Annotated in this window: 21 protein-coding genes; 8 read left to right on the top strand and 13 right to left on the bottom strand. The window is 45.9% G+C overall.

The annotated features are described in order from the left end of the window. Nucleotides 1-23 precede the first annotated feature (23 nt). Nucleotides 24-2,282, bottom strand: a complete 2,259-nt coding sequence (gene fabD, locus MJQ52_RS19760; protein WP_191073196.1) for an ACP S-malonyltransferase — start codon at nucleotides 2,280-2,282, stop codon at nucleotides 24-26. A 734-nt stretch (nucleotides 2,283-3,016) separates the two neighbouring features. On the opposite strand from fabD, the gene loaP reads away from it, so the two are divergent. Then, the gene (loaP, locus tag MJQ52_RS19755) at nucleotides 3,017-3,547 is read left to right on the top strand and encodes an antiterminator LoaP (protein WP_003153257.1); all 531 of its coding nucleotides are present in this window, start codon (nucleotides 3,017-3,019) and stop codon (nucleotides 3,545-3,547) included. Nucleotides 3,548-3,889: 342 nt separating this feature from the next. Here the strand turns inward: loaP and MJQ52_RS19750 are convergent, their stop codons facing one another. Next, a complete protein-coding gene (locus MJQ52_RS19750; RefSeq protein WP_102422725.1) occupies nucleotides 3,890-4,768 on the bottom strand; it encodes a LysR family transcriptional regulator in 879 nt (292 codons plus the stop codon). 138 nt (nucleotides 4,769-4,906) lie between these two features. On the opposite strand from MJQ52_RS19750, the gene MJQ52_RS19745 reads away from it, so the two are divergent. The 3 genes from MJQ52_RS19745 to MJQ52_RS19735 all read left to right on the top strand — a co-directional run bounded on the left by MJQ52_RS19745 (nucleotide 4,907) and on the right by MJQ52_RS19735 (nucleotide 7,273). Continuing rightward, a complete protein-coding gene (locus MJQ52_RS19745; protein WP_015240166.1) occupies nucleotides 4,907-5,230 on the top strand; it encodes a GlpM family protein in 324 nt (107 codons plus the stop codon). 139 nt (nucleotides 5,231-5,369) lie between these two features. Continuing rightward, nucleotides 5,370-6,386 (top strand): NADPH dehydrogenase NamA, encoded by a 1,017-nt coding sequence (gene namA, locus MJQ52_RS19740; protein ID WP_102422724.1) that lies wholly within the window; start codon nucleotides 5,370-5,372, stop codon nucleotides 6,384-6,386. A 113-nt stretch (nucleotides 6,387-6,499) separates the two neighbouring features. Continuing rightward, a complete protein-coding gene (locus tag MJQ52_RS19735) occupies nucleotides 6,500-7,273 on the top strand; it encodes an alpha/beta fold hydrolase (RefSeq protein WP_043867272.1) in 774 nt (257 codons plus the stop codon). Between the two features lie 49 nt (nucleotides 7,274-7,322). On the opposite strand, the gene rpmG is transcribed toward MJQ52_RS19735, so the two are convergent. Together rpmG and rnz are read right to left on the bottom strand one after the other, a co-directional pair. Continuing rightward, the gene (gene rpmG, locus MJQ52_RS19730; protein ID WP_094247802.1) at nucleotides 7,323-7,472 is read right to left on the bottom strand and encodes a 50S ribosomal protein L33; all 150 of its coding nucleotides are present in this window, start codon (nucleotides 7,470-7,472) and stop codon (nucleotides 7,323-7,325) included. Between the two features lie 78 nt (nucleotides 7,473-7,550). Next, nucleotides 7,551-8,477: a ribonuclease Z gene (gene rnz, locus MJQ52_RS19725; RefSeq protein ID WP_094247801.1), complete on the bottom strand. Its 927-nt coding sequence runs from the start codon at nucleotides 8,475-8,477 to the stop codon at nucleotides 7,551-7,553. A gap of 208 nt (nucleotides 8,478-8,685) precedes the next feature. On the opposite strand from rnz, the gene zwf reads away from it, so the two are divergent. After that, nucleotides 8,686-10,155, top strand: coding sequence for a glucose-6-phosphate dehydrogenase (zwf, locus tag MJQ52_RS19720; RefSeq protein ID WP_053573216.1), 1,470 nt, complete (start codon nucleotides 8,686-8,688; stop codon nucleotides 10,153-10,155). Between the two features lie 91 nt (nucleotides 10,156-10,246). Here zwf and gndA read toward each other — a convergent pair whose 3' ends face one another. After that, nucleotides 10,247-11,656, bottom strand: a complete 1,410-nt coding sequence (gene gndA / locus MJQ52_RS19715; protein ID WP_003153241.1) for an NADP-dependent phosphogluconate dehydrogenase — start codon at nucleotides 11,654-11,656, stop codon at nucleotides 10,247-10,249. Nucleotides 11,657-11,764: 108 nt separating this feature from the next. Beyond that, nucleotides 11,765-13,009, bottom strand: coding sequence for a DNA polymerase IV (locus MJQ52_RS19710; protein WP_003153240.1), 1,245 nt, complete (start codon nucleotides 13,007-13,009; stop codon nucleotides 11,765-11,767). Nucleotides 13,010-13,084: 75 nt separating this feature from the next. Here MJQ52_RS19710 and MJQ52_RS19705 point away from each other — a divergent pair, with 75 nt between their 5' ends. Continuing rightward, nucleotides 13,085-13,366 carry a hypothetical protein gene (locus MJQ52_RS19705; RefSeq protein ID WP_003153239.1) on the top strand — a complete coding sequence of 94 codons (282 nt, stop codon included), beginning with the start codon at nucleotides 13,085-13,087 and terminating at the stop codon, nucleotides 13,364-13,366. Between the two features lie 32 nt (nucleotides 13,367-13,398). Then, entirely contained in the window at nucleotides 13,399-14,235 is an 837-nt protein-coding gene (locus MJQ52_RS19700) for a membrane protein insertase YidC (RefSeq protein WP_076851362.1), read from the top strand. Between the two features lie 114 nt (nucleotides 14,236-14,349). Here the strand turns inward: MJQ52_RS19700 and MJQ52_RS19695 are convergent, their stop codons facing one another. From MJQ52_RS19695 to mce, 3 genes are read right to left on the bottom strand one after another with little or no spacing between them, the layout of a single operon-like run. Beyond that, nucleotides 14,350-15,465, bottom strand: a complete 1,116-nt coding sequence (locus tag MJQ52_RS19695) for a tripeptidase T (protein WP_003153237.1) — start codon at nucleotides 15,463-15,465, stop codon at nucleotides 14,350-14,352. Between the two features lie 16 nt (nucleotides 15,466-15,481). Next, nucleotides 15,482-17,005: an acyl-CoA carboxylase subunit beta gene (locus MJQ52_RS19690; protein WP_373871227.1), complete on the bottom strand. Its 1,524-nt coding sequence runs from the start codon at nucleotides 17,003-17,005 to the stop codon at nucleotides 15,482-15,484. Then, nucleotides 16,992-17,420: a methylmalonyl-CoA epimerase gene (gene mce, locus MJQ52_RS19685; protein WP_069473494.1), complete on the bottom strand. Its 429-nt coding sequence runs from the start codon at nucleotides 17,418-17,420 to the stop codon at nucleotides 16,992-16,994. Before mce ends, MJQ52_RS19690 begins: the two co-directional genes overlap by 14 nt. Nucleotides 17,421-17,513: 93 nt before the next feature. Between mce and prli42 the strand changes: the two genes are divergently transcribed. Beyond that, entirely contained in the window at nucleotides 17,514-17,609 is a 96-nt protein-coding gene (prli42, locus tag MJQ52_RS19680; protein WP_007408390.1) for a stressosome-associated protein Prli42, read from the top strand. 13 nt (nucleotides 17,610-17,622) lie between these two features. Here the strand turns inward: prli42 and MJQ52_RS19675 are convergent, their stop codons facing one another. The 4 genes from MJQ52_RS19675 to MJQ52_RS19660 all read right to left on the bottom strand — a co-directional run bounded on the left by MJQ52_RS19675 (nucleotide 17,623) and on the right by MJQ52_RS19660 (nucleotide 20,628). Next, the gene (locus MJQ52_RS19675; protein ID WP_003153233.1) at nucleotides 17,623-18,153 is read right to left on the bottom strand and encodes a L,D-transpeptidase; all 531 of its coding nucleotides are present in this window, start codon (nucleotides 18,151-18,153) and stop codon (nucleotides 17,623-17,625) included. A gap of 70 nt (nucleotides 18,154-18,223) precedes the next feature. After that, nucleotides 18,224-19,177: an aromatic acid exporter family protein gene (locus MJQ52_RS19670; protein ID WP_076851397.1), complete on the bottom strand. Its 954-nt coding sequence runs from the start codon at nucleotides 19,175-19,177 to the stop codon at nucleotides 18,224-18,226. Nucleotides 19,178-19,253: 76 nt separating this feature from the next. Further along, nucleotides 19,254-19,976, bottom strand: a complete 723-nt coding sequence (locus MJQ52_RS19665; protein WP_070082084.1) for an amino acid ABC transporter ATP-binding protein — start codon at nucleotides 19,974-19,976, stop codon at nucleotides 19,254-19,256. Next, nucleotides 19,969-20,628, bottom strand: coding sequence for an amino acid ABC transporter permease (locus MJQ52_RS19660; protein ID WP_003153227.1), 660 nt, complete (start codon nucleotides 20,626-20,628; stop codon nucleotides 19,969-19,971). Before MJQ52_RS19660 ends, MJQ52_RS19665 begins: the two co-directional genes overlap by 8 nt. Nucleotides 20,629-20,633 lie beyond the last annotated feature (5 nt).

The following is a 20,633-nucleotide window of genomic DNA, read 5'->3' as shown; positions in this document are numbered from 1 at the left end:
AAAAATGTAATGTCTGGTCATACTCAGCCTGTAATCGATACCAGCCTTTGCGCAAGAAGGCCGGCTGTTTCTTCCATGAGCTGTTTGCCGATCAAGTCGACATGCCTGTTTCTCCAATTTTCAAGCGGGGTTCCTTTCACCCATTGATTAAACGCCCCGAGTGCAGGGCCGCAATGAATTTGGTAATCTATTTTACTTTCGCTTTTTCCTTCCAGAGCGAGTCTCGTCGTATGGGAAAAATACCATTTAAATACCATCGCCATTTTGTGTTTCGGATTCTGTTCGGCTTTGGCGATCTGTTCAGGAGATTTATCACGTTTCAACTGCTCATACACTTCCTCAAAACTGCGCTGGAAATACTTATCTTCAATTAATGTTTTCGTTTTTTCATCTATTTCATCTAAAGAATTGTATTGTCTGTACAAGTCAAAGAGTTTATTGGCTCTTGCCGGGAAAAACAGGCCTTTTTTCAGCACCTGCACCCTTGCACCCGCTTCAAACATATCTCCCGCGGGAGCGTATGACGTATCCTGCACGTTCGCTTCCTGAAGCAGATCTTTCACTGAATCACTTGTCCCGGCTTCGACCGTGCATTGATTAATAGAACCGGTTCCGATAAATTCGGCGCCGAGCAGAAACGCGGCAGCAGCCGCTTCCGGAGTGCCGATGCCGCCCGCTGCGCCGATTCTTACTTTTTTCGCATACCCGTGCTTCTCCATCATGCGGTCTCTGAGTCTGATCATGGCAGGCATTAATGTATACGGAATCCCTTGGTCGGTATGCCCTCCTGAATCCGCTTCAACGCAAATGTCATCAGCCATCGGAATTTCTTTTGCAAGCGCCGCTTCCCCGGCTGTCAGCCGATTGTCAGACACAAGTCTTTCCAGCACATGAGCCGGAGCCGGATTCAGAAAGGCCTCAGCGACTTCAGGCCGGGATACTTTCGCGATGATTCTGTTTTGAACTGACACCGACCCGTCATGATTCCTGCTTAATCCCTTTGCCCTGTATATCACGAGAGCCGGGGTTATGCCCATAAATGCCGATGCTTCAATAAGATGAATGCCGTTTTTCAAATATAAATCTATCATTCTGACTTCCTTGTCAGGTGACATCATATGATGAAGAAGATTCATTCCGAATGTTTCCCCTTGCCGCAGTGCAGACCGGATGGTTCCGATGGCCTGTCCGATCCGTTCGATACTCAATCCGCCCGTTCCGAAAAAGCCCAGCATTCCCGCTTTTGCCGCTTTAATGACCATCTGTTCCGAAGCAATTCCTCTGTACATGGAGCCCGTCATGTAAGCATATTGGATGTTATAATCTTTTTTAAAATCTTCGTTCCCTAATCTCATTCCCGCCGTTTTTTGTGAATCAGCTGCCGATGCTTTAACATCAGCAGTATCAGACTCTTCTTTCGGCATTGGTAATGGGACGGCATCTTTTTTAATCTGCCGCGTCAGTTTTGTCAGCACTTCCCCGGGCCCGACTTCTGCAATTTCATTATTTTCAAGCCCCATCAGACGGCGTATCGTGTCCGTCCACTTTACCTGATTGGTCATTTGCAAAGTCAGATTTGTTTTGATTTCATCATTCTTATAAGGTGCGGCATGAAGATTTGAAATCACCGGAAAACGAAGAGGCATAAACGCCGTTTCTTCTAAATAATCCGCGAACTCTTTTTCAGCATCTTTCATATAGCGGGAATGGAAGGCGCCGCTCACATTTAAAGGAAGATACATTCTCACGCCGGCTTTTTCAAAGACGGGGCCCGCTTTTTCAATGTCTTGTTTCGTTCCGGCGATCACAATTTGCGTAGGTGAATTGTGGTTAGCGATATCAATGCCGGTCAGATGATAATCGGATAGAACCTCTTTTACTTGTTCAGCCGTAAACCCCAAAACCGCCGCCATGCCTCCGGGAGCTGCCTTGCTCATGAGCTCCCCTCTTTTTTTCACAAGCTGCAAACCGGTCTTAAAATCAAAGCAGCCGGCCGCAAATAACGCATTATATTCTCCTAAACTGTGCCCTGCGGCGTAATCGGGCTCTCTGCCGGACTCTTTAATCTTCTTTAAATAACTGAGTGCACTTACCGTATATAACGCCGGCTGGGTAAATTGCGTTTTCCCCAGCTGATGATTCGGATCCTCCAGACACAATTCTTCTATAGAGTAGCCTAATATGTCATCAGCCTGACGTGTCAGATCTTGAAATTCATCAAACAGCCCGGCTCCCATTCCTTTAAATTGAGAACCCTGCCCCGGGAACACAAACGTAAGCATCTTATCCTCATCCTTTCCGCATTGTCAATTTGAATATCACATGTGGTTCTCAATGCAAAAACGTCTCGCTCATTTCATATATTGACTGGTGTAAACACCGCCATAAAAATAAAAACACAAACGCGTTTGCGATTCAGCACAGGTTTAAAAATCGCAAACGCATTGTGTTTTCCTTTTCTAACATAATTTATATAAAGACATCTTGCTTGTTTACTGAATGTTTCGCATGACAAGCTGCAGTGCCAATATGCCCGAAAACAGCCATGACGGCACACTTCTCCCTTATCATGTATATGTAGATATATACACTGAAATCATTTTTATAATCCCTATTTCCTCTTCAACGTGCCGAAACAGCGATTGAAATTTAATAGGTGCTTTACTTTAATTTAATAAATTTAACAAATAGTTGCTATTTAAAGAGAATAATATCAATTTATAGATAATAATGTCAAGGCTTTATTTCGTTATTTTCTGACATTTATTCCACAGTTTTATGTTCGGTGGACAGTCTGCATAATTGTTTCGGGATAAATGTCAGATAATTCCCTGAACCCTTTTCATGTCAAAGAAAATTCATCACCTCTCTGTCAATTGGGTCTATACTTATTTTTCATTTTCATATATTATGTAAAAAAAAGACGAATTAGAAAATTTTTTAATCACTTTAAATACTATCCATTAAATACTTTCTTTGTATAATAATTTCTTATTATTCTAAGGAGGATCCAGTCATGAAATGGTACGCACTTTTTGTAGAGTCGGGAAAAGAAGAAGCAGTTCAAAAATTTCTGCGTCTGCAGTTTGATGAGCAGGCTCTCTACTCAATCATACCCAAGAAAAAAGTCACAGAACGAAAAGCCGGAATCAAATACGAGGCACTCAAAAAGATGTTTCCGGGATATGTTCTGTTTAAAACAAAGATGACAGAGCGGACATTTCATAAAATCAAAGAACTCCCCATTTCATGCAGAATCGTGAATAACGGCGCATATTATTCCAAAGAGCGCAAAACCTATTTCACGACAATTAAGGATGAGGAAATCCTCCCTATTATCAGGCTGATCGGAGAAGGAGACACTGTAGATTATTCAAAAGTCTATATTGAAAATTCAAAAGTAACCGTTGCCTCAGGGCCTCTTAAAGGAATGGAAGGCATTATTAAAAAGATCGATAAAAGAAAAAGACGCGCCAAAATCTGCCTGTCTTTTATGGGACTGGACAAAATGGTCAACGTCGGAATTGAAGTGCTCTCCAAGCCCTAGCATTTCAAAAAAAGCATCAACAGCATGTGCCGTTGATGCCCTTTTTATATAAACAGACGAAAGCCCGACATCAAAATAACCCCGCTCACCACCGTCACGGTCAGACTTTTTGTTTTCAAGGCATAGTTAACCTGAAGCCGGGCTGCGCCTATGAGACAATCACATTTAGGGGAAGAATCCATTTTAATCAAGAGCGGTGAATTGACGGTTTAGCTTCATGACGAAAACCATGTGCTGACTTCGGGCGGTGCCGCACAGTTATTTTCATTCCTCGGATGAACCGGTGACATATTTTATGCTGGTCTATTATCCTGAACCGGCTTAAACGCATATCAGGCTTCTTCAGACAGAAGCCTGATGGACCGCAACCCATTCTTGTATGCATTGAATCAGTTTCTGGACAGAAGGTGTCTGCGTCTCCCTTGCATGAGCTGTCAAAATGCCGAGCTGCCTGGAGACATACCGGTCGAACCGTTTGATGAGCACATCACAATCATTCACCAAAAGCTGCGGCAAGATGCTGATCCCCAGATTGTTCCGCACCATTGCAATAATCGCTTCATCCCCTCTGATTTGATAAGCGACCCGCGGTGTGATCTTTTCTTCCTTCAGCACTTTCAGCACATCAAAATGTGTCTCCGGATAAGGCACGATACATTTGACGGACTCCATGACATGTAACGGAACCGTTTCACATTGCGCCAATTCATGCTGCGGGCTCATCACCGCTACAATCGGGTCCTCGGCCAACGGGTAAAAATGCCACTTCTCGCTGTGGGATGTCCCGATCGCCGCATCAATCCGGTCATCTTTCAGCCATTGTTCCAGCTCAGTAGAATTTCCTTCAAACAAATGCACCTTAATAGAAGGATACAGCTCATTAAATTCCCTCAAAATTTTCGGCAGCCATTTTACCGCCACGCTCGTAACAGTGCCGAGCCGGACTTCCCCTCTTTCTAACCCATTAATATTATCAACGGTTTGAGACAGTTTTTCATAGTTTTTTTGAATTTCCTTCATAATATGTAACACTTTCAACCCATTTGCGGTGGGCCTCACTCCATGCCGCTGTCTGATCAAAAGCGGAAAACCGTACTCTTCCTCTAATTTACTGATCATTTGGCTGATGTTCGGCTGTGTGTAATTCAATATGGCAGCGGCTTGGGTCAGGCTGCCGCTTTCTACCGTTTTAATAAAGGCTAAATGCTTCTTTAAATCCAACCGGCTTCATCTCCCAGATATCATTACTTATTATCCAATGCATTAGTTATATTTAGTTTACTTATACATCAATCAAAAATAAAATGGCAATGTCTCCATCATTATACTTGATAACAAACAGAAGGTGAGCGTTTCAGCATGAGTTTTCTCATTCAATTTTTTATCGGCGGCACCGTTATGGTGGCCGCCGCGTATTTAAGCAAGTCGAAATACTTATTTTTATCAGGCGTTATCACATTGCTGCCGATCATGACGTTATTGAATATTCACTTGCAGCTGAAAAATATGAGCCCCGACGATTTCAGAGCCGCTCAAAAAAACGGAATATTCGGTGCCTTCGGCGCAGTGATCTTCATCAGCAGTATTTTCATCCTGACAAACTGGTTCAAAGGAGGCCACGCAGTCATCGGTGCGTTTCTCATCTATATTTGCTATATGATCGGCTGTAAATGCCTGTTATGAAGATACAGCACCGCTGTGTATAAAAAAATGCCCGTCCAGAACAATAAGAACGATCTGTTCAGTTGTGAGCAGTTTATATGACTGAATGATCATGAGTTGTTATAATCAATGTCTAAAAACATTCCGGGAGGCGAAATAAATGGCGAGAAAATTATTCACACCATGGAGCGTTAAAGATGTAACGATCAAAAACCGTATTGTTATGGCACCGATGTGCATGTATTCCTCACATGAGAAGGACGGAAAACTGCAGCCTTTTCATATGGCGCACTACATATCGCGTGCAATCGGACAGGTCGGCCTGATTATCGTGGAAGCGACAGCCGTTAATCCTCAGGGGCGCATTTCCGATCAGGATTTGGGCATTTGGAGCGATGATCATATCGAAGGTTTTGCCAAACTGACGGAACAAGTGAAAGCGCAAGGATCTAAAATCGGCATTCAGCTTGCGCACGCCGGACGTAAAGCTGAGCTTGAGGGAGACATTTACGCTCCGTCAGCTATTCCGTTCGATGAGCAGTCCAAAACACCGGCTGAAATGACGACAGAACAAATTAAAGAAACCATTCAGGAATTCAAACAGGCAGCGGCGCGCGCGAAAGAAGCCGGCTTTGACATTATTGAACTTCATGCCGCACACGGCTACTTAATGCACGAATTTTTGTCCCCTCTGTCCAATCACCGTACAGACGAATACGGAGGCTCACATGAAAATCGCTACCGCTTCTTAGGCGAGACCATTGAAGCCGTCAAGGAAGTCTGGGACGGCCCGTTATTTGTCCGTATTTCTGCATCGGATTATACAGACAAAGGGCTGGACATTGCGGATCATATCGGTTTTGCGAAGTGGATGAAAGAACAGGGAGTCGACCTCATTGATTGCAGCTCAGGCGCACTCGTTCAAGCTGATATTAACGTCTTCCCCGGCTACCAAGTGAGCTTCGCGGAGAAAATCCGTGAACAGGCCGAAATTGCAACAGGCGCCGTCGGTTTGATAACGACGGGAACAATGGCGGAAGAAATTCTGCAAAACAACCGCGCTGACCTTATTTTTGTCGCGAGAGAACTTCTGCGCGATCCGCACTTTGCAAGGAGTGCAGCGAAGCAGCTGAATACTGAAATACCGTCACCGGTCCAATACGACAGAGCATGGTGATGAAGAGACAGCCGGAGTTTTTCGATCCGGCTGTCTCTTTTTTTATTTTTCGAGAAACGATTGCCGAAGCTTCTCCGTCTTCCCTATAGAACCAATTAGAGGAGATGACTCCAATGAAAGCAGCATGGATGGAAAGGACATATCTGATTGACGGGTGTCCGTTTTATACGAAACACCGTAAAGGCGCCGGCGAAGTGACGATCGTCTTTGAAGCCGGCTACGGCACTTCTTCTGAAACATGGACATCATTACTCGCTGACATAGATGAAGAATTTGGGGTTTTCACATATGACAGAGCCGGAATCGGCAAAAGCGGACGAAGCCGAAACAAGAGAACGGCGGACCATATGGTACAGGAATTAAACGCTCTTCTTCTGAAGGCCGGCGTCAAGCCTCCTTACCTTGTCGTCTCGCATTCATACGGCACGATTATCAGCAGACTTTGGGCGAGCCGGAACCGCCGGGATATTCTCGGGATGGTGCTGCTTGATCCGGTTTCTGAGGATCAGGAGACGAAAGTGCTTCCGCTTCTTCCTGAAGAAATGAAGGCCGCCTATTTGAAACAGTTCAAATTGGAAGGATCACACGCGGAATTTTTAACGAGCCTTAGGCAGATCCAGCATCAGCAGATTCACTTCGGCGATATGCCGCTGTTGATTTTATCATCGGGAGAGCGGGATGAGCGCTTAAAGCACGCTCATGAACAATGGGTGAAACTGCACAGAAGCATGCTTGATGTCTCTTATCAAAGCGGATGGATTCAGGCCAAAAACAGTTCTCATGCCATTCACCACGATGAACCGCACATCGTCCACCTTGCCATTTATGATGTTTGGTGCGCGGTGCGCCAGCAAATGAATGCTCCTGCCTATCAGGCGGTAAACTGATAAAACAAAAGCCATTGTGCAACGGCACAATGGCTTTTGTTATCGTGATCTATTTTGTCTCACGATGCAAAGTATACTTTTTCAACCGGGGTGAATACTTTTTCATTTCTAACCGGTCCGGATTCGTCCGTTTGTTCTTCGTCGTGATATAATTTCTGTCCCCTGTCTCTGTACAGGCCAATGTAACATTCACATGCATCATTTTCACCCCTTATATAAATCGTAATTATTACGTTTTATTATATCTCATCAGAAAAAAATGTCAAGCGTCTATTTTTTAAGACCGCTCCACAGTGACCTCCATGAAGTCAAATGCGATCTTACTGTTCTCAAATACCGCTTTCGCCTCATGTTCGAGACGCTCTATCGGCGATTCACCCTGATACCTTGCGCTGATATGAGTTAAGATCAGCTGTTTGGCGCCTGCTTTTTTTGCCGTTTGCGCAGCCTGTTCTGTCGTCGCGTGATAATAATTATGTGCGAGCTTTGCATCTTCCTTGGCAAACGTCGCTTCATGAACAAGCACATCCGCATTGCGCGCAAGCTCCGTTACCCGCTCTGATGCCCTCGTATCCCCGGAAAAAGCGACGATTCTCCCTTTTTTCGGGGATTCCAGAAAATCCCGCCCGTTAATGATTCTGCCATCGTCAAGTGTGACCGTTTCGCCTTTTTTAAGTTTCTGATAGACGGGTCCGGGCGGGATATTCATTTCTTTCAATCTGCCGGCCTGCAATGCGCCGGGAATATCCTTTTCCTGAACCCGGTAGCCGAACGCTTCCACACCGTGAATGACGGATACTGCGGTAACAATGAATTGCTCATCTTCAAAAACCGTCCCCTCTTCGATTTCATGTACGGTAAGAGGATACGTCAGATGAGTCGCCGTCACGTTCAGGCTTGCTTCGATAAAGGCTTTAATGCCTTTTGGCCCGTAAATCGTCAGCTCTTCTTCACCGCCCTGAAATGAACGGCTCCCCAACAGACCCGGAAGACCGTAAACATGGTCGCCGTGAAGGTGGGTGATGAAAATCTTTTCTATTTTCCTCGGTTTGATTGTTGTATGTAATATCTGATGCTGAGTGGCTTCTCCGCAATCAAACAGCCATACGGAACGCCTTTCTTCAAGAAGCTTCAGCGCGACGGACGTTACGTTTCTCGTCTTTGCCGGCATGCCGGCCCCCGTCCCTAAAAATAATAATTCCACAATGCTTCCTCCTAGATCTTTGTACTACTAAGGATACAGGATCAGACTGAAAATGTGAATTCACCCGGGCCTTCTCCGGCCTGATTAATTTTTTTCCGCAAACCGCAAAAAACAGGCTGAAATGTTTGCTTTCAACGAATTTTAGATTTAAAATGAAGGAAATATGCGGGGTTTTAAACCATGCTTCAGATAAAGTGAGGTACTCTAAGTGAAAACAAACGACAAACCAAAAGCAGTAATTGTAATATTTGGTGCCACAGGGGATTTGGCAAAACGAAAACTTTACCCATCCATTCACCGTTTATATAAAAATGGTCAAATTGGTGAAGAGTTTGCAGTTGTAGGTGTTGGAAGAAGACCTTGGTCAAACGAGGACCTCCGGGAAACGGTTAAAACGTCTGTTTCTTCTGCCGGGCAAAAAGACATAGACGATTTCACATCTCATTTTTATTACCATCCGTTTGATGTAACGAATCCGGGTTCCTATCAGGAGCTGAATGTCCTGCTTGATCAGCTTGAACATACATATGAAATCCCGAACAACAGAATGTTTTACTTGGCGATGGCTCCTGAGTTTTTCGGCACGATCGCAAAATCACTTAAAAACGAAGGTGTCACAGCGACAAATGGCTGGTCCCGTCTCGTCATTGAAAAACCGTTCGGCCATGATCTGCCGAGTGCGAAAGAGCTTAACAAAGAAATACGCGAAGCTTTCACGGAAGATCAAATTTACCGGATCGACCATTACTTAGGCAAACAAATGGTTCAAAATATCGAAGTCATCCGGTTTGCGAATGCGCTGTTTGAGCCGCTGTGGAATAACCGCTACATCTCAAACATCCAGATTACGTCAAGTGAAGATCTCGGCGTTGAAGACCGTGCGAGATATTATGAAAAATCAGGCGCACTCCGTGATATGGTTCAAAACCATATTTTACAAATGGTCGCTCTCTTGGCGATGGAACCGCCGATTAAACTGAACACGGAAGAAATCCGCAGCGAAAAAGTGAAGGTGCTGAGAGCTCTCCGCCCTGTCGCTCCAAACGAAGTGAGTGACTTCTTCGTCCGCGGACAATACCAAGCGGGAAAGATTGACGGAAACGCTGTACCGAGCTATACAGATGAACAAAATGTAGCACCGGATTCCAATACGGAAACATTCGTGTCCGGAAAGCTGTTAATCGATAACTTCCGCTGGGCCGGCGTTCCGTTTTATATCCGCACAGGGAAACGGATGAAAGAAAAATCAACGAAAATCGTCGTTCAATTTAAAGACATTCCGATGAACCTTTATTACGGCAATGAAACGAATGTAAATCCGAACCTGCTTGTCATCCATATTCAGCCGGATGAAGGCATCACACTATATCTGAACGCTAAAAAATTAGGCGGAGCCGCTCATGCTCAGCCGATTAAGCTGGATTACTGCAGCAACTGCAGTGATGAAATGAACACACCGGAAGCCTATGAAAAATTAATCCATGACTGTCTGCTCGGTGATGCGACAAACTTTGCCCATTGGGACGAAGTGGCGCTTTCCTGGAATTTCGTCGATGCGATTTCCGAAACGTGGGCAGCCGACAAAACCCTTTCTCCGAATTATGAAGCCGGGTCAATGGGACCGAAAGCTTCGGACGATCTTCTTGAAAAAGACGGCCTCCACTGGTGGAATATATAAGAAAAAATTAAAAAACCGCGGCGCCGTTCATGACGGCCCGCGGTTTTTAATATCAGGAAAAGCCCCCGCAATCAATGCGGGGGCTTCTTCATTACTTCATCCATTCAGTATGGAAAATGCCTTCTTTATCTGTGCGTTCATACGTATGCGCGCCGAAGTAATCACGCTGCGCTTGAATCAAGTTTGCAGGAAGCACTGCCGTACGGTAGCTGTCGTAATACGCAAGTGCGCTTGAGAACGAAGGTACCGGCACGCCTTGGGCTACGGCAAGTGAAATCACTTGGCGAAGGGCGCCTTGGTAGCTTTCTGCAATGTTTTTGAAGTAGCTGTCTAACAGCAGGTTGTCAAGCTCCGGTTCACGGTCATATGCGTCTTTGATCTTTTGCAGGAACGCCGCGCGGATGATACAGCCGCCGCGGAAGATCATCGCGATTTCACCGTATTTCAGATCCCAGTTATATTCTTCAGACGCGGCTTTCATTTGGGCGAAGCCTTGTGCGTAAGAACAGATTTTACTCATGAAGAGCGCTTTTCTGACCGCTTCAATCAGCTCTTCTTTATTTTCAGTGACCGGCTTAACGTCTGGTCCGGACAGAAGGCCGCTTGCTTTCACACGCTCTTCTTTCATTGCGGAAATGAAACGCGCAAAAACAGATTCAGTGATAATCGGAAGCGGCACGCCTAAGTCAAGAGCGCTTTGGCTTGTCCATTTACCCGTTCCTTTTTGGCCAGCTTTATCAAGGATGACGTCAACAAGCGGTTTGCCCGTTTCTTCATCTTTTTTAGTGAAAATATCAGCCGTGATTTCAATCAGATAGCTGTCAAGCTCTCCTTTGTTCCACTCAGCGAATACTTCGTGAAGCTCTTCGGCAGACAATCCGAGCACCTGTTTCAGAATGAAATATGACTCAGAGATCAGCTGCATGTCACCGTATTCGATACCGTTGTGCACCATTTTTACATAGTGCCCCGCTCCGTCCGGGCCGATGTATGTCGTACAAGCTTCTCCGTCCACTTTAGCAGAAATGGCTTCTAAAATCGGTTTTACGAGTTCGTGCGCTTCCTTTTGGCCGCCCGGCATAATAGAAGGCCCTTTCAGCGCTCCCTCTTCACCGCCTGATACACCCGTTCCGATAAAGTGAATGCCGCTTTCGGCAAGCTCTTTGTTCCGGCGCTGTGTATCTTTATAGTATGTATTTCCGCCGTCAATCAAAATATCGTCTTTTTCCAGATGAGGAAGAAGAGATTGAATCGTCGCATCCGTTGCAGTTCCCGCTTTAACCATTAATAAGATTTTACGGGGTGTTTCAAGAGACTGGACAAACTCCTCAATGCTGTATGTGCCGACAACATTTTTGCCTTTTGCCTCTTCTAAAAACTCTTCCGTTTTGCTGCTTGATCTGTTGTATACAGACACAGAAAATCCCCGGCTTTCGATGTTAAGAGCCAGATTTTTACCCATTACCGCAAGACCGATAACTCCGATTTGTTGTTTTGACATATTCTAACGTCCCTTCTTCAAACGTTTAACCATTTTAAAATTTAAATTAAAATAAAATGATATTTATACTAAAGAAATTATCATACATAACCCCTTTTTTCAAGTTATTCACCTTTTCTTTTCATCCTGAAAAAAGTCTCTGTTAAAGCTCGTTCCCCTTGTTTTGCTTTCTTCTTTTTTTATAACGGCGCCTTTTCTGATCAGGTTTTGGCCGTACTTTTCATTCAGCTCGTTCATCATCTGAAAAATCGGCTCATCCTTTGCGTCCTCCTTGAATGAAAACAGATCAAGCTGTTTATACGCCTGCTGTTTTTCAACCAGTTCCGTCCCGGTGATGCCGAGAAGCCTTACCGGATTTTGGTTCCAGTGCTTGTCAAACAGTTCCATCGCCGCTTCCATGATGTCTTTTTTCTGATCAGCCGGATTGCTGAGGGTCATGCTTCTTGTGACCGTTTTCCAATCCGCATACCGAATCATGATGAACAGCCGGCAGGCCATGACCTCCTTACGCTGGAGCCGTTCGCTCACAGACAGCGCGAGCCGGTCAAACACGCCCGTTAATTCATCCCAGTCAGCCGAATCATGCGACAGGGTGGATGAGTTGCCGACGCTTTTAAATTCATAAATCCGCTCGGGATTGACTTCTGCAGGATGGATGCCGTTCGCTTTATCCTTCAGCCTCGGGCCGTTTATGCCGAGAAGCGTTTTCAGCGCATGTTCATCTCCTTTTGCCAAATCACCGATCGTTTTGATGCCGAGCGTTTTTATTTTTTCCGCAGTTTTCGTTCCTATACCGTGCATCTCTTCAATCGGAAGAGGCCATAAGACGTCCGGCAGCTCTCTTTTTCTTAAAATGGTGATGCCGAGCGGTTTTTTCATGTCAGACGCCATTTTAGCGAGAAATTTATTCGGGGCGATGCCGATGCTTGACGGAAGCAAAAGCTCTTTTTGCAGTCTCGCCTGAATGTCTGCGGCTGTCTCATACGCCCTGTGTCTGTGCGGTGTGTCCGTAATATCCATGTATCCTTCATCAATAGAAACAGGCTCGACTAAATCCGTATACTCCCTCAGAATGCTGAACATTTCTTTTGACGAACTCCGGTAGCGGTCAAAATTCGGAGGCACGACGATGAGTTCCGGACAGAGGCGTTTTGCCCGCCACACCGGCATGGTGGTCTTTACGCCCCGCGCTCTCGCTTCGTAGCTGCAGGTGACGATGATTCCTTTCCGTTCCTTCACGTTTCCGGCAACGGCGATAGGTTTTCCTCTTAAAGACGGATCATACGCCATTTCTACAGAGGCATAAAAACTGTTCATATCGATATGAAATATAATTCTCCCTTTTCCGGCCACTCCCGGCGCCTCCTTTCCTTACATAGACAACCTTATATATATGTAGTAAAATAAGAGCTGAATGGATGTGATAAAATGATTCTTGAGTCAATGAATGACTTTTTATTTTTAGTCGATTTTTTCACAATTATTCTTCCCGCTCTGACCGCGATCGGCATCGCTTTTCTTTTGCGTGAGCGCCGCGCAGGCGAGCATTGGAGAACGAAACGAATAGATGAACATCAAGCAGTCGTTCAGCTGAACCGAACAGACTTTCTTATTATTATATATCATCGCATTACAACTTGGATACGTAAAGTCATCCGCATGAATTCACCGGCGAATGATGATGAAGATGTCAGCTTCCTCCTTTTATAACGGCAAGTGAAGATAAAAAGGAGGAGACATAATTGTCTAAAACATATCAAAAATGGATTGCATTCGGATTGTTTTTTATCGTACTGTGCACAGGCCGCTCGGCTTTTGCGGCGACATCTCAGACTCAGACGGGAGGCCTCGGGAATATCGGTTTTTTCCACGATTACCTGATCGAGCCGTTTTCGGCACTTTTAAAAGGGGTGGCGGGCCTGTTCCACGGTGAGTACGGACTGTCGATTATTCTGGTGACGATTATCGTCCGGATCGTTGTATTGCCTTTGTTTGTGAACCAATTTAAGAAACAGCGGGTGTTTCAGGAAAAAATGGCTGTGATCAAACCGCAGGTCGACAGCATCCAGGCTAAAATAAAACAAACGAAAGATGCGGAAAAACAAAAAGAACTGCAAATGGAAATGATGAAGCTTTACCGTGAGCACAATCTGAATCCGATGGCAATGGGATGTCTTCCGATGCTGGTGCAATTCCCGATTTTGATCGGTTTTTATTACGCCATCCGCTCAACGCCGGAAATTGCTTCACACTCATTTCTGTGGTTCAGCTTAGGGCATTCTGATATTCTTGTATCACTGTGCGCGGGGGCCATGTATTTCTTACAGGCTTATATTTCCCAAAAATTAAACCAGAAATATTCACCGGCTGCTCAAAATCCGGCCGCGATGCAGTCAGCAAAAATCATGGTCTTTATTTTCCCTGTCATGATGACCGTTTTTTCGCTTAACGTACCGGCTGCGCTGCCGCTTTACTGGTTTACAAGCGGACTGTTTTTGACAGTGCAGAACGTACTTTTACAGCAGACGCATCATAAAAAGAAACAGGCTGCGGCTCAGGCGGAGCCCGCCAAATCATAATACTGAAACCCTGCCGGAACCTATCCGGCAGGGTTTTTTTCTTGTATCTGCGAAGCTTTACGCCAATTATCATGAAGAATGAAAAAAGCACCCAATCAACTGGGTGCTTCGTTTTTAGTTGGCCGCTGTTTCGATAATGGCAACGACCATTTCCGCCGTTTTGACGAGCTCTTCAATCGGCATTTTTTCATTTTTCGTATGGATTTGTTCATAGCCTACTGACAGGTTGACTGTCGGAATGCCGTGGCCGGCAATGACGTTTGCATCACTTCCGCCGCCGCTTGTCTGAAGTTCGCTCGGACGGCCGATTTTTGCCGCTGCTTTTTTCGCGACTTCCACAACCTGATCACCGTCCTGATATTTGAAACCCGGATACATGACCGCGATGTCCACTTCCGCGCGGCCTCCCATCTCAGCTGCAGCAGATTCGAAAGCTTCTTTCATTTTCTGCACTTGCGCTTCCATTTTTTCAGGCACTAATGAACGCGCTTCAGCCAGAATATCAACCTGGTCGCAGACGATATTGGTTTGCGTGCCGCCTTCGAAACGGCCGATATTAGCCGTTGTTTCTTTATCAATACGGCCGAGCGGCATTTTAGAGATTGCTTTTGATGCGATGGTAATCGCGGAGATGCCTTTTTCCGGTTCCACTCCCGCATGAGCCGTTTTCCCGAAAATGGTTGCTCTCACTTTCGCTTGTGTCGGCGCGGCTACAATAATGTTGCCGACTTTTCCGTCTGAATCAAGCGCAAAACCGTATTTCGCGGTAATGTCTGAACGATCCATTGCTTTTGCCCCGACTAATCCCGATTCTTCTCCGGCCGTGATAATGAATTCAATGGTGCCGTGCTCGATGTTTTGTTCTTTCAGCACTTTAATGGCTTCAAACATTGCGGCAAGACCCGTCTTATCATCAGCGCCGAGAATCGTCGTGCCGTCGGATTTTACATAGCCGTCTTCCACAATCGGCTTAACGCCTTTGCCCGGAACAACCGTGTCCATGTGCGAAGTGAAATAAATCGTATCCGCATCTTTTGTGCCCTTTAACGTACAGATTAAGTTGCCGGCTCCATGCCCGGTCACTTCTTTTGTATCATCTTCTTTTACGCTCAATCCTAAATCAGTGAATTTTTGTTTGAGCACCTTGCTGATTTCCGCTTCATGTTTTGTCTCTGAATCAATTTGAACGAGTTCAAGAAATTCTTCAAGCAGACGTTTTTCGTTTACCATTTTCAGTTCCCTCCGTTTAAAGCGGTATATTACCGTGCTTTTTTTTCGGTCTTTCCTCTTCCTTATGCGCAAGCATGTCAAATGCCTGAATCAATTTTTTCCTCGAGTCTTCCGGCCGGATGATATCATCCACCATTCCGCAGGCCGCCGCTTTATACGGACCGGCGTTTTCCTTTTCGTATATGGCTTTTTTTTCGCGCTTCGTCTTCTCCGGGTCGCCAGAAGCCTGTATGTCTCTGCTGTATAAAATCGACGCCGCGCCTTCCGCTCCCATCACGGCGATTTCCGCATTGGGCCAGGCGAATACAAGATCTGCCCCGAGCCCTTTCGAATTCATGGCGACATAGGCGCCTCCGTAAGCTTTTCTGATGATGAGCGTCACTTTCGGCACCGCCGCTTCGGCAAAAGCATACAGCAATTTTGCTCCGTGACGGATGATTCCCGCATGTTCCTGCTGAAGGCCCGGAAGAAATCCCGGAACATCAGCGATCGTCAATAGCGGAATATGAAACGCGTCGCAAAAACGGATGAATCTCGACGCTTTGTCAGCGGCATCAATCGTGAGGCTCCCCGCCAAGTGTTTCGGCTGGTTTGCGACAACACCGACTGTACGCCGTCCGAGTTTCAGAAAACCGACAGCAATGTTTTTGGCAAAATACGGCTGAATGTCAAAAAACGTTCCGTCATCCGCCAGCTCTTTTATTACCTGTAACACATCGTAAGGTTTCGAACTGTCCGCGGGAACGAGGGTGTTTAATAACGGTCTGGCGTCTTCCTTTTTAACGGGTAATGCCGTCTGTCCGCCGTGCGGGAGATAAGAAAGCAGGGTTTTCACAGCGGAAAGTGCCTCTTTTTCCGTTCGTGCAGAATAGTGGGCATTTCCGCTTATCACATTATGTATTCCCGCACCGCCTAAACTTTCCGCGTCAATCTGTTCACCCGTCACCTGTTCAATGACTTTCGGGCCTGTAATAAACATGTGCGACGTATGTTCCGCCATAATCACAAAATCAGTCAAAGCGGGTGAATAAACAGCACCGCCGGCACACGGCCCAAGGATGACAGAAATTTGCGGAATCACTCCCGAGTAAAGGACGTTGCGCCTAAAGATATGACCGTATCCATTTAATGATACCACACCCTCTTGAATTCTCGCACCACCTGAGTCGTTCAGCCCGATGATCGGGGTTTTGTTTTTCGCCGCCAGATCCATTACCGCCGCGATTTTTTCCGCATGTGTCTCGCCGAGCGTCCCGCCGAGTACGGTAAAGTCATGGGCAAACAAATACACGGGCCGTCCGTCAATTGTGCCGTATCCGGTAACAACGCCGTCTCCCGGAGCATTCTGGCACCCGGGCGTGCGGCTTTTGGCAAACGGCTGCAGCTCTGAAAAACTGTCTTCGTCCAATAAATAGTCAATTCTTTCTCTTGCCGTCAGCTTGCCTTTTTTGTGCTGTTTTTCATTTTTTTCCGCTCCGCCGCCGTTTGTTAAAAAGGAACGTCTTTCGTTTAAGTGTCTGATATGATCACTCATGCTCATCTTGAGTTTCTCCTTTTTCAATTGTTTCACAAAGCTCAATCAGGACCCCGTTCGCCTCTTTTGGAGAGAGAAATGCGATCTTCTTCCCGCCCGCTCCGTTTTGCGGTTCATGATGAATCAAGGTCATGCGGCATGATTCAAGCTCCTTGATCGTTTCCTTCATATCGGCGCAGCGGAATGCCAAATGATGCAGCCCTTCGCCTCTTTTCTGTAAAAAAGAGCTGACGGGAGACGCGTCCGACAGCGGCTCAATCAGCTCAAGCTTTGTGCCTCCCGCTTCTAAAAAAGCAACTCTCACATTTTGGCCGTTTACCAGCTCGTCTCCCATATACGTAAGCCCGAGCATCCGTTCGTAAAATCCTCTCGCGGCTTCAATAGAGCTGACGGCAATGCCGACATGATCAAGTTTTTTCATAGCGCGGCCACCTGCTTTCCGCCATAGGATATGGCTTGTTCATACAAGCAAAACACGTTAAAATGGTAGACAGTAATCTTAAGGAGTGAAACAATGTCTCAAAAATTTATGAAAAGCGCCGTCATCGTCATTTTGGGCGTATTTATACTTTCAACCCTCCTCTCAGGTATTATGATGTATTTGCGGTAAAAAAGCAGGCGCCTCATTGCAAGGGGGTTTCCTGCTTTTTTATGAGGGCTTTCCGCTCTATTGCAATGTCCTCAAATGAGCGGTTTTCTTTTGTGATCAATACTTTCGTTCCGGGAGGGATAATCCGGAAAATACGGATGACATCCCGGTTTTTCATACGGATGCAGCCGTTTGATACAAATCCCCCGATCAGCTCTTCTCTGTTTGTTCCGTGAATGCCGTATATCCTGCCGTCGGTTCCTTTCGCATCAAAACCGATCCAGCGGACGCCGAGCGGGTTTTCCGGCGCGCCTCCCTCTACATTTTTCTTCCGGTAATACGGATTGACGGCTTTGACCGTTACCGTAAATTCTCCTTCAGGCGTCAAATCATCCGTTTTTCCCGTCGCCACCTGATAAATGCCTTCTATTCGGTTATCCTTCACAACAGCAAGCGCATTTGTGGCTTTATTGACGATAATATAAGGGTCACCCGGCAAAGGGTTCGCGCCAAGCGGCCAAAGCGGAGACAGCAGCAGGGCGGCTGACAATAAAAAAAATCGCATGGGCTCCCCTCCTTTTTTCATTAGAATGACCAATGAAAGGAGGACTCATGCGATTGATCCATATGTTTTTTTACAGCTTGATGCCTTTGAAATAACTTTTAATCACGAGATATTGTTCCATCTCACCGAGGAGGTGGAACAAAGCCGCCCGCGCTTCAAACTCCTCGCGCGTTGCCGGGAGCGGCATTTCTTCAAATTCCGTTCTCATTTCTGCAAGTCTTTTTAAAAATTTATGAGCGGTATTGCCGGGATGAATGGCTTCCCTTAATTCATGGATGAAATGGGCGATTATTTTGCCCTGCTCCACCGTTATTGAAATAGAGGTAATCTTCGGCAGCAGCCGTTCAATGATTTCAAATTGTTTCTGTCTCATCTTAAAATAATGATAGTAGAGATTTTCATGACGCAAAATATGATTCTGCACGTCCCGATAGGCGAGGTTTTTCGCCTCTTGAATCATCTGATGCGTCTCCGGTATTTCCTTCCCCGTCCAATCTTGCTCACCAGTTAACAAATACCGTTCGATTTCGGCGAAGATGACGGAAAAGTTGTCCTCGATTTTTTTCCTGTACGCCGCGAGTTTTCTGTCGAGGCTCGGCATATACAGATTCATTAACAGCGCGACGCCGATACCTACGGTGATCAGCTGGAACTCATTCCAGATAAACGCCATCGTAATGCCGCCGGACATATATAAATGAAGAATGATTACTGAACTGGTGACGATCCCTTCATTTATTTTTAAAGCGACTGTAGTCGGAATGAACAGCACCAGCAATATTCCGATCGCAAACGGGTAATAGCCGATCAGTCCGAAAAAGACATATGAAAAGACGATCGCCAATAAACAGGCGGCAAATCGGGCCCACGAGGCCTGAAGCGACCGCTTTTGCGTAATTTGGATGCACAATATGGTGATGATTCCTGCGGATGCGAAGTTTTGCAGATGCAACAGCTGGGCTAAATAAATGGCCAGCGCCGTTCCAAGTGCGGTCTTTAGTGTCCGGTAACCGATTTTAAACATTGCTTGCTCCATTCTGTTTGTTTCTTTCTCAAAAAAAAGAAGAAGAGCATTCTTCTTCTTTTCTTACAGTTATATTTTATAATATTTTTTCTAAAAAGTCCTGTGCTCTTTTTGACTTCGGAGAAAGAAAAAATTCTTCCGGCTGACCGTCTTCCACGATCGCCCCTTCATCCATAAATAATACGCGGTCTGCGACTTCTTTGGCAAATCCCATTTCGTGCGTTACGATCACCATTGTCATGCCCGTCTGCGCGAGCTCTTTCATCACCTCAAGAACTTCTTTGACCATTTCCGGGTCAAGAGCCGAGGTCGGTTCATCAAACAACATGATGTCAGGATTCATGGCAAGCGCCCGCGCGATGGCGACCCGCTGCTTCTGTCCGCCTGACAAACGGTTCGGATAGTCGTTCCGTTTGTCAAGCAGTCCGACTTTTTCAAGGAGAGCGCACGCCTTTTCCTCCGCCTCCTTTTTAGACTCTTTCTTCACGCTGACCGGCGCGTATGTGATATTTTCAAGCACCGTTTTATGAGGAAACAGATGAAAATGCTGAAATACCATGCCGATATTTTCCCGCACTTTCAGTTTATTCGTTTTAGCTGCGGTGATTTCGTTTTCTTTAATGGCAATCGTTCCGCCGCTCGGGGTTTCCAGCAGATTTAAGCAGCGCAGAAACGTTGATTTGCCGGAACCGGAAGGGCCGATGACAGCGACGACTTCCCCTTCTTCGATCTGTGTTGAAATGTTTTTCAGTACTTCATGTTTCCCGAATGATTTTGACAGGTTGTCGACCTTAATCATTGGCTTTCAGCTTCCTTTCTACGCCTTTTCCGATGAATGCTAAGATCAAAACGAGCACGTAATAGATTAAGCCCGCCACAATAAGAGGTTCTAAATAGTTGTATGTTGCGGCGCCGGACTGGTAGGCCCGTCTCATAATGTCTCCGAGACCGATTACCGTGACGATCGCCGATTCTTTCGTCAAGGTGATTAATTCGTTAATAATAGCCGGAGAAATGTTTTTAAACGCCTGCGGCAGCAGCAGATCTTTCATCATTTTACCGTACGGCACGCCGAGAGCGACGGCAGCCTCTTTTTGTCCTTTGTCAATTGCGTTGATTCCCGCTCTGATAATTTCAGAGACGTAAGCGGCTGAATTGAGCGATAATGCGGTGACCGCCGCCCAAAATTGATCGATCTGAAAGCCGAGAAGCTGCGGCATACCGAAATAGATGATCATCAGCTGCAGCACGAGCGGCGTGCCGCGGAATATCGAAGTATAAAAATCCGCAATCCATTTCAGCGGACTAATCGTGCTGATTTTAAATAAACTGAGCACGATTCCTAATACAAGACCGATGACCGCTGAAACGAGCACAATTTTTAATGTGACCGCAAGGCCTTCCAATATAAAAGGAATTTGGGGGATTGTCGCTGAGAAATCCAAATTCATACGTG

The sequence above is a fragment of the Bacillus sp. jun7 genome (assembly GCF_051034795.1).
In the GTDB taxonomy this organism is placed as follows: Bacteria; Bacillota; Bacilli; order Bacillales; family Bacillaceae; genus Bacillus; species Bacillus velezensis.
This window is presented reverse-complemented; position numbering and strand designations above follow the sequence as displayed.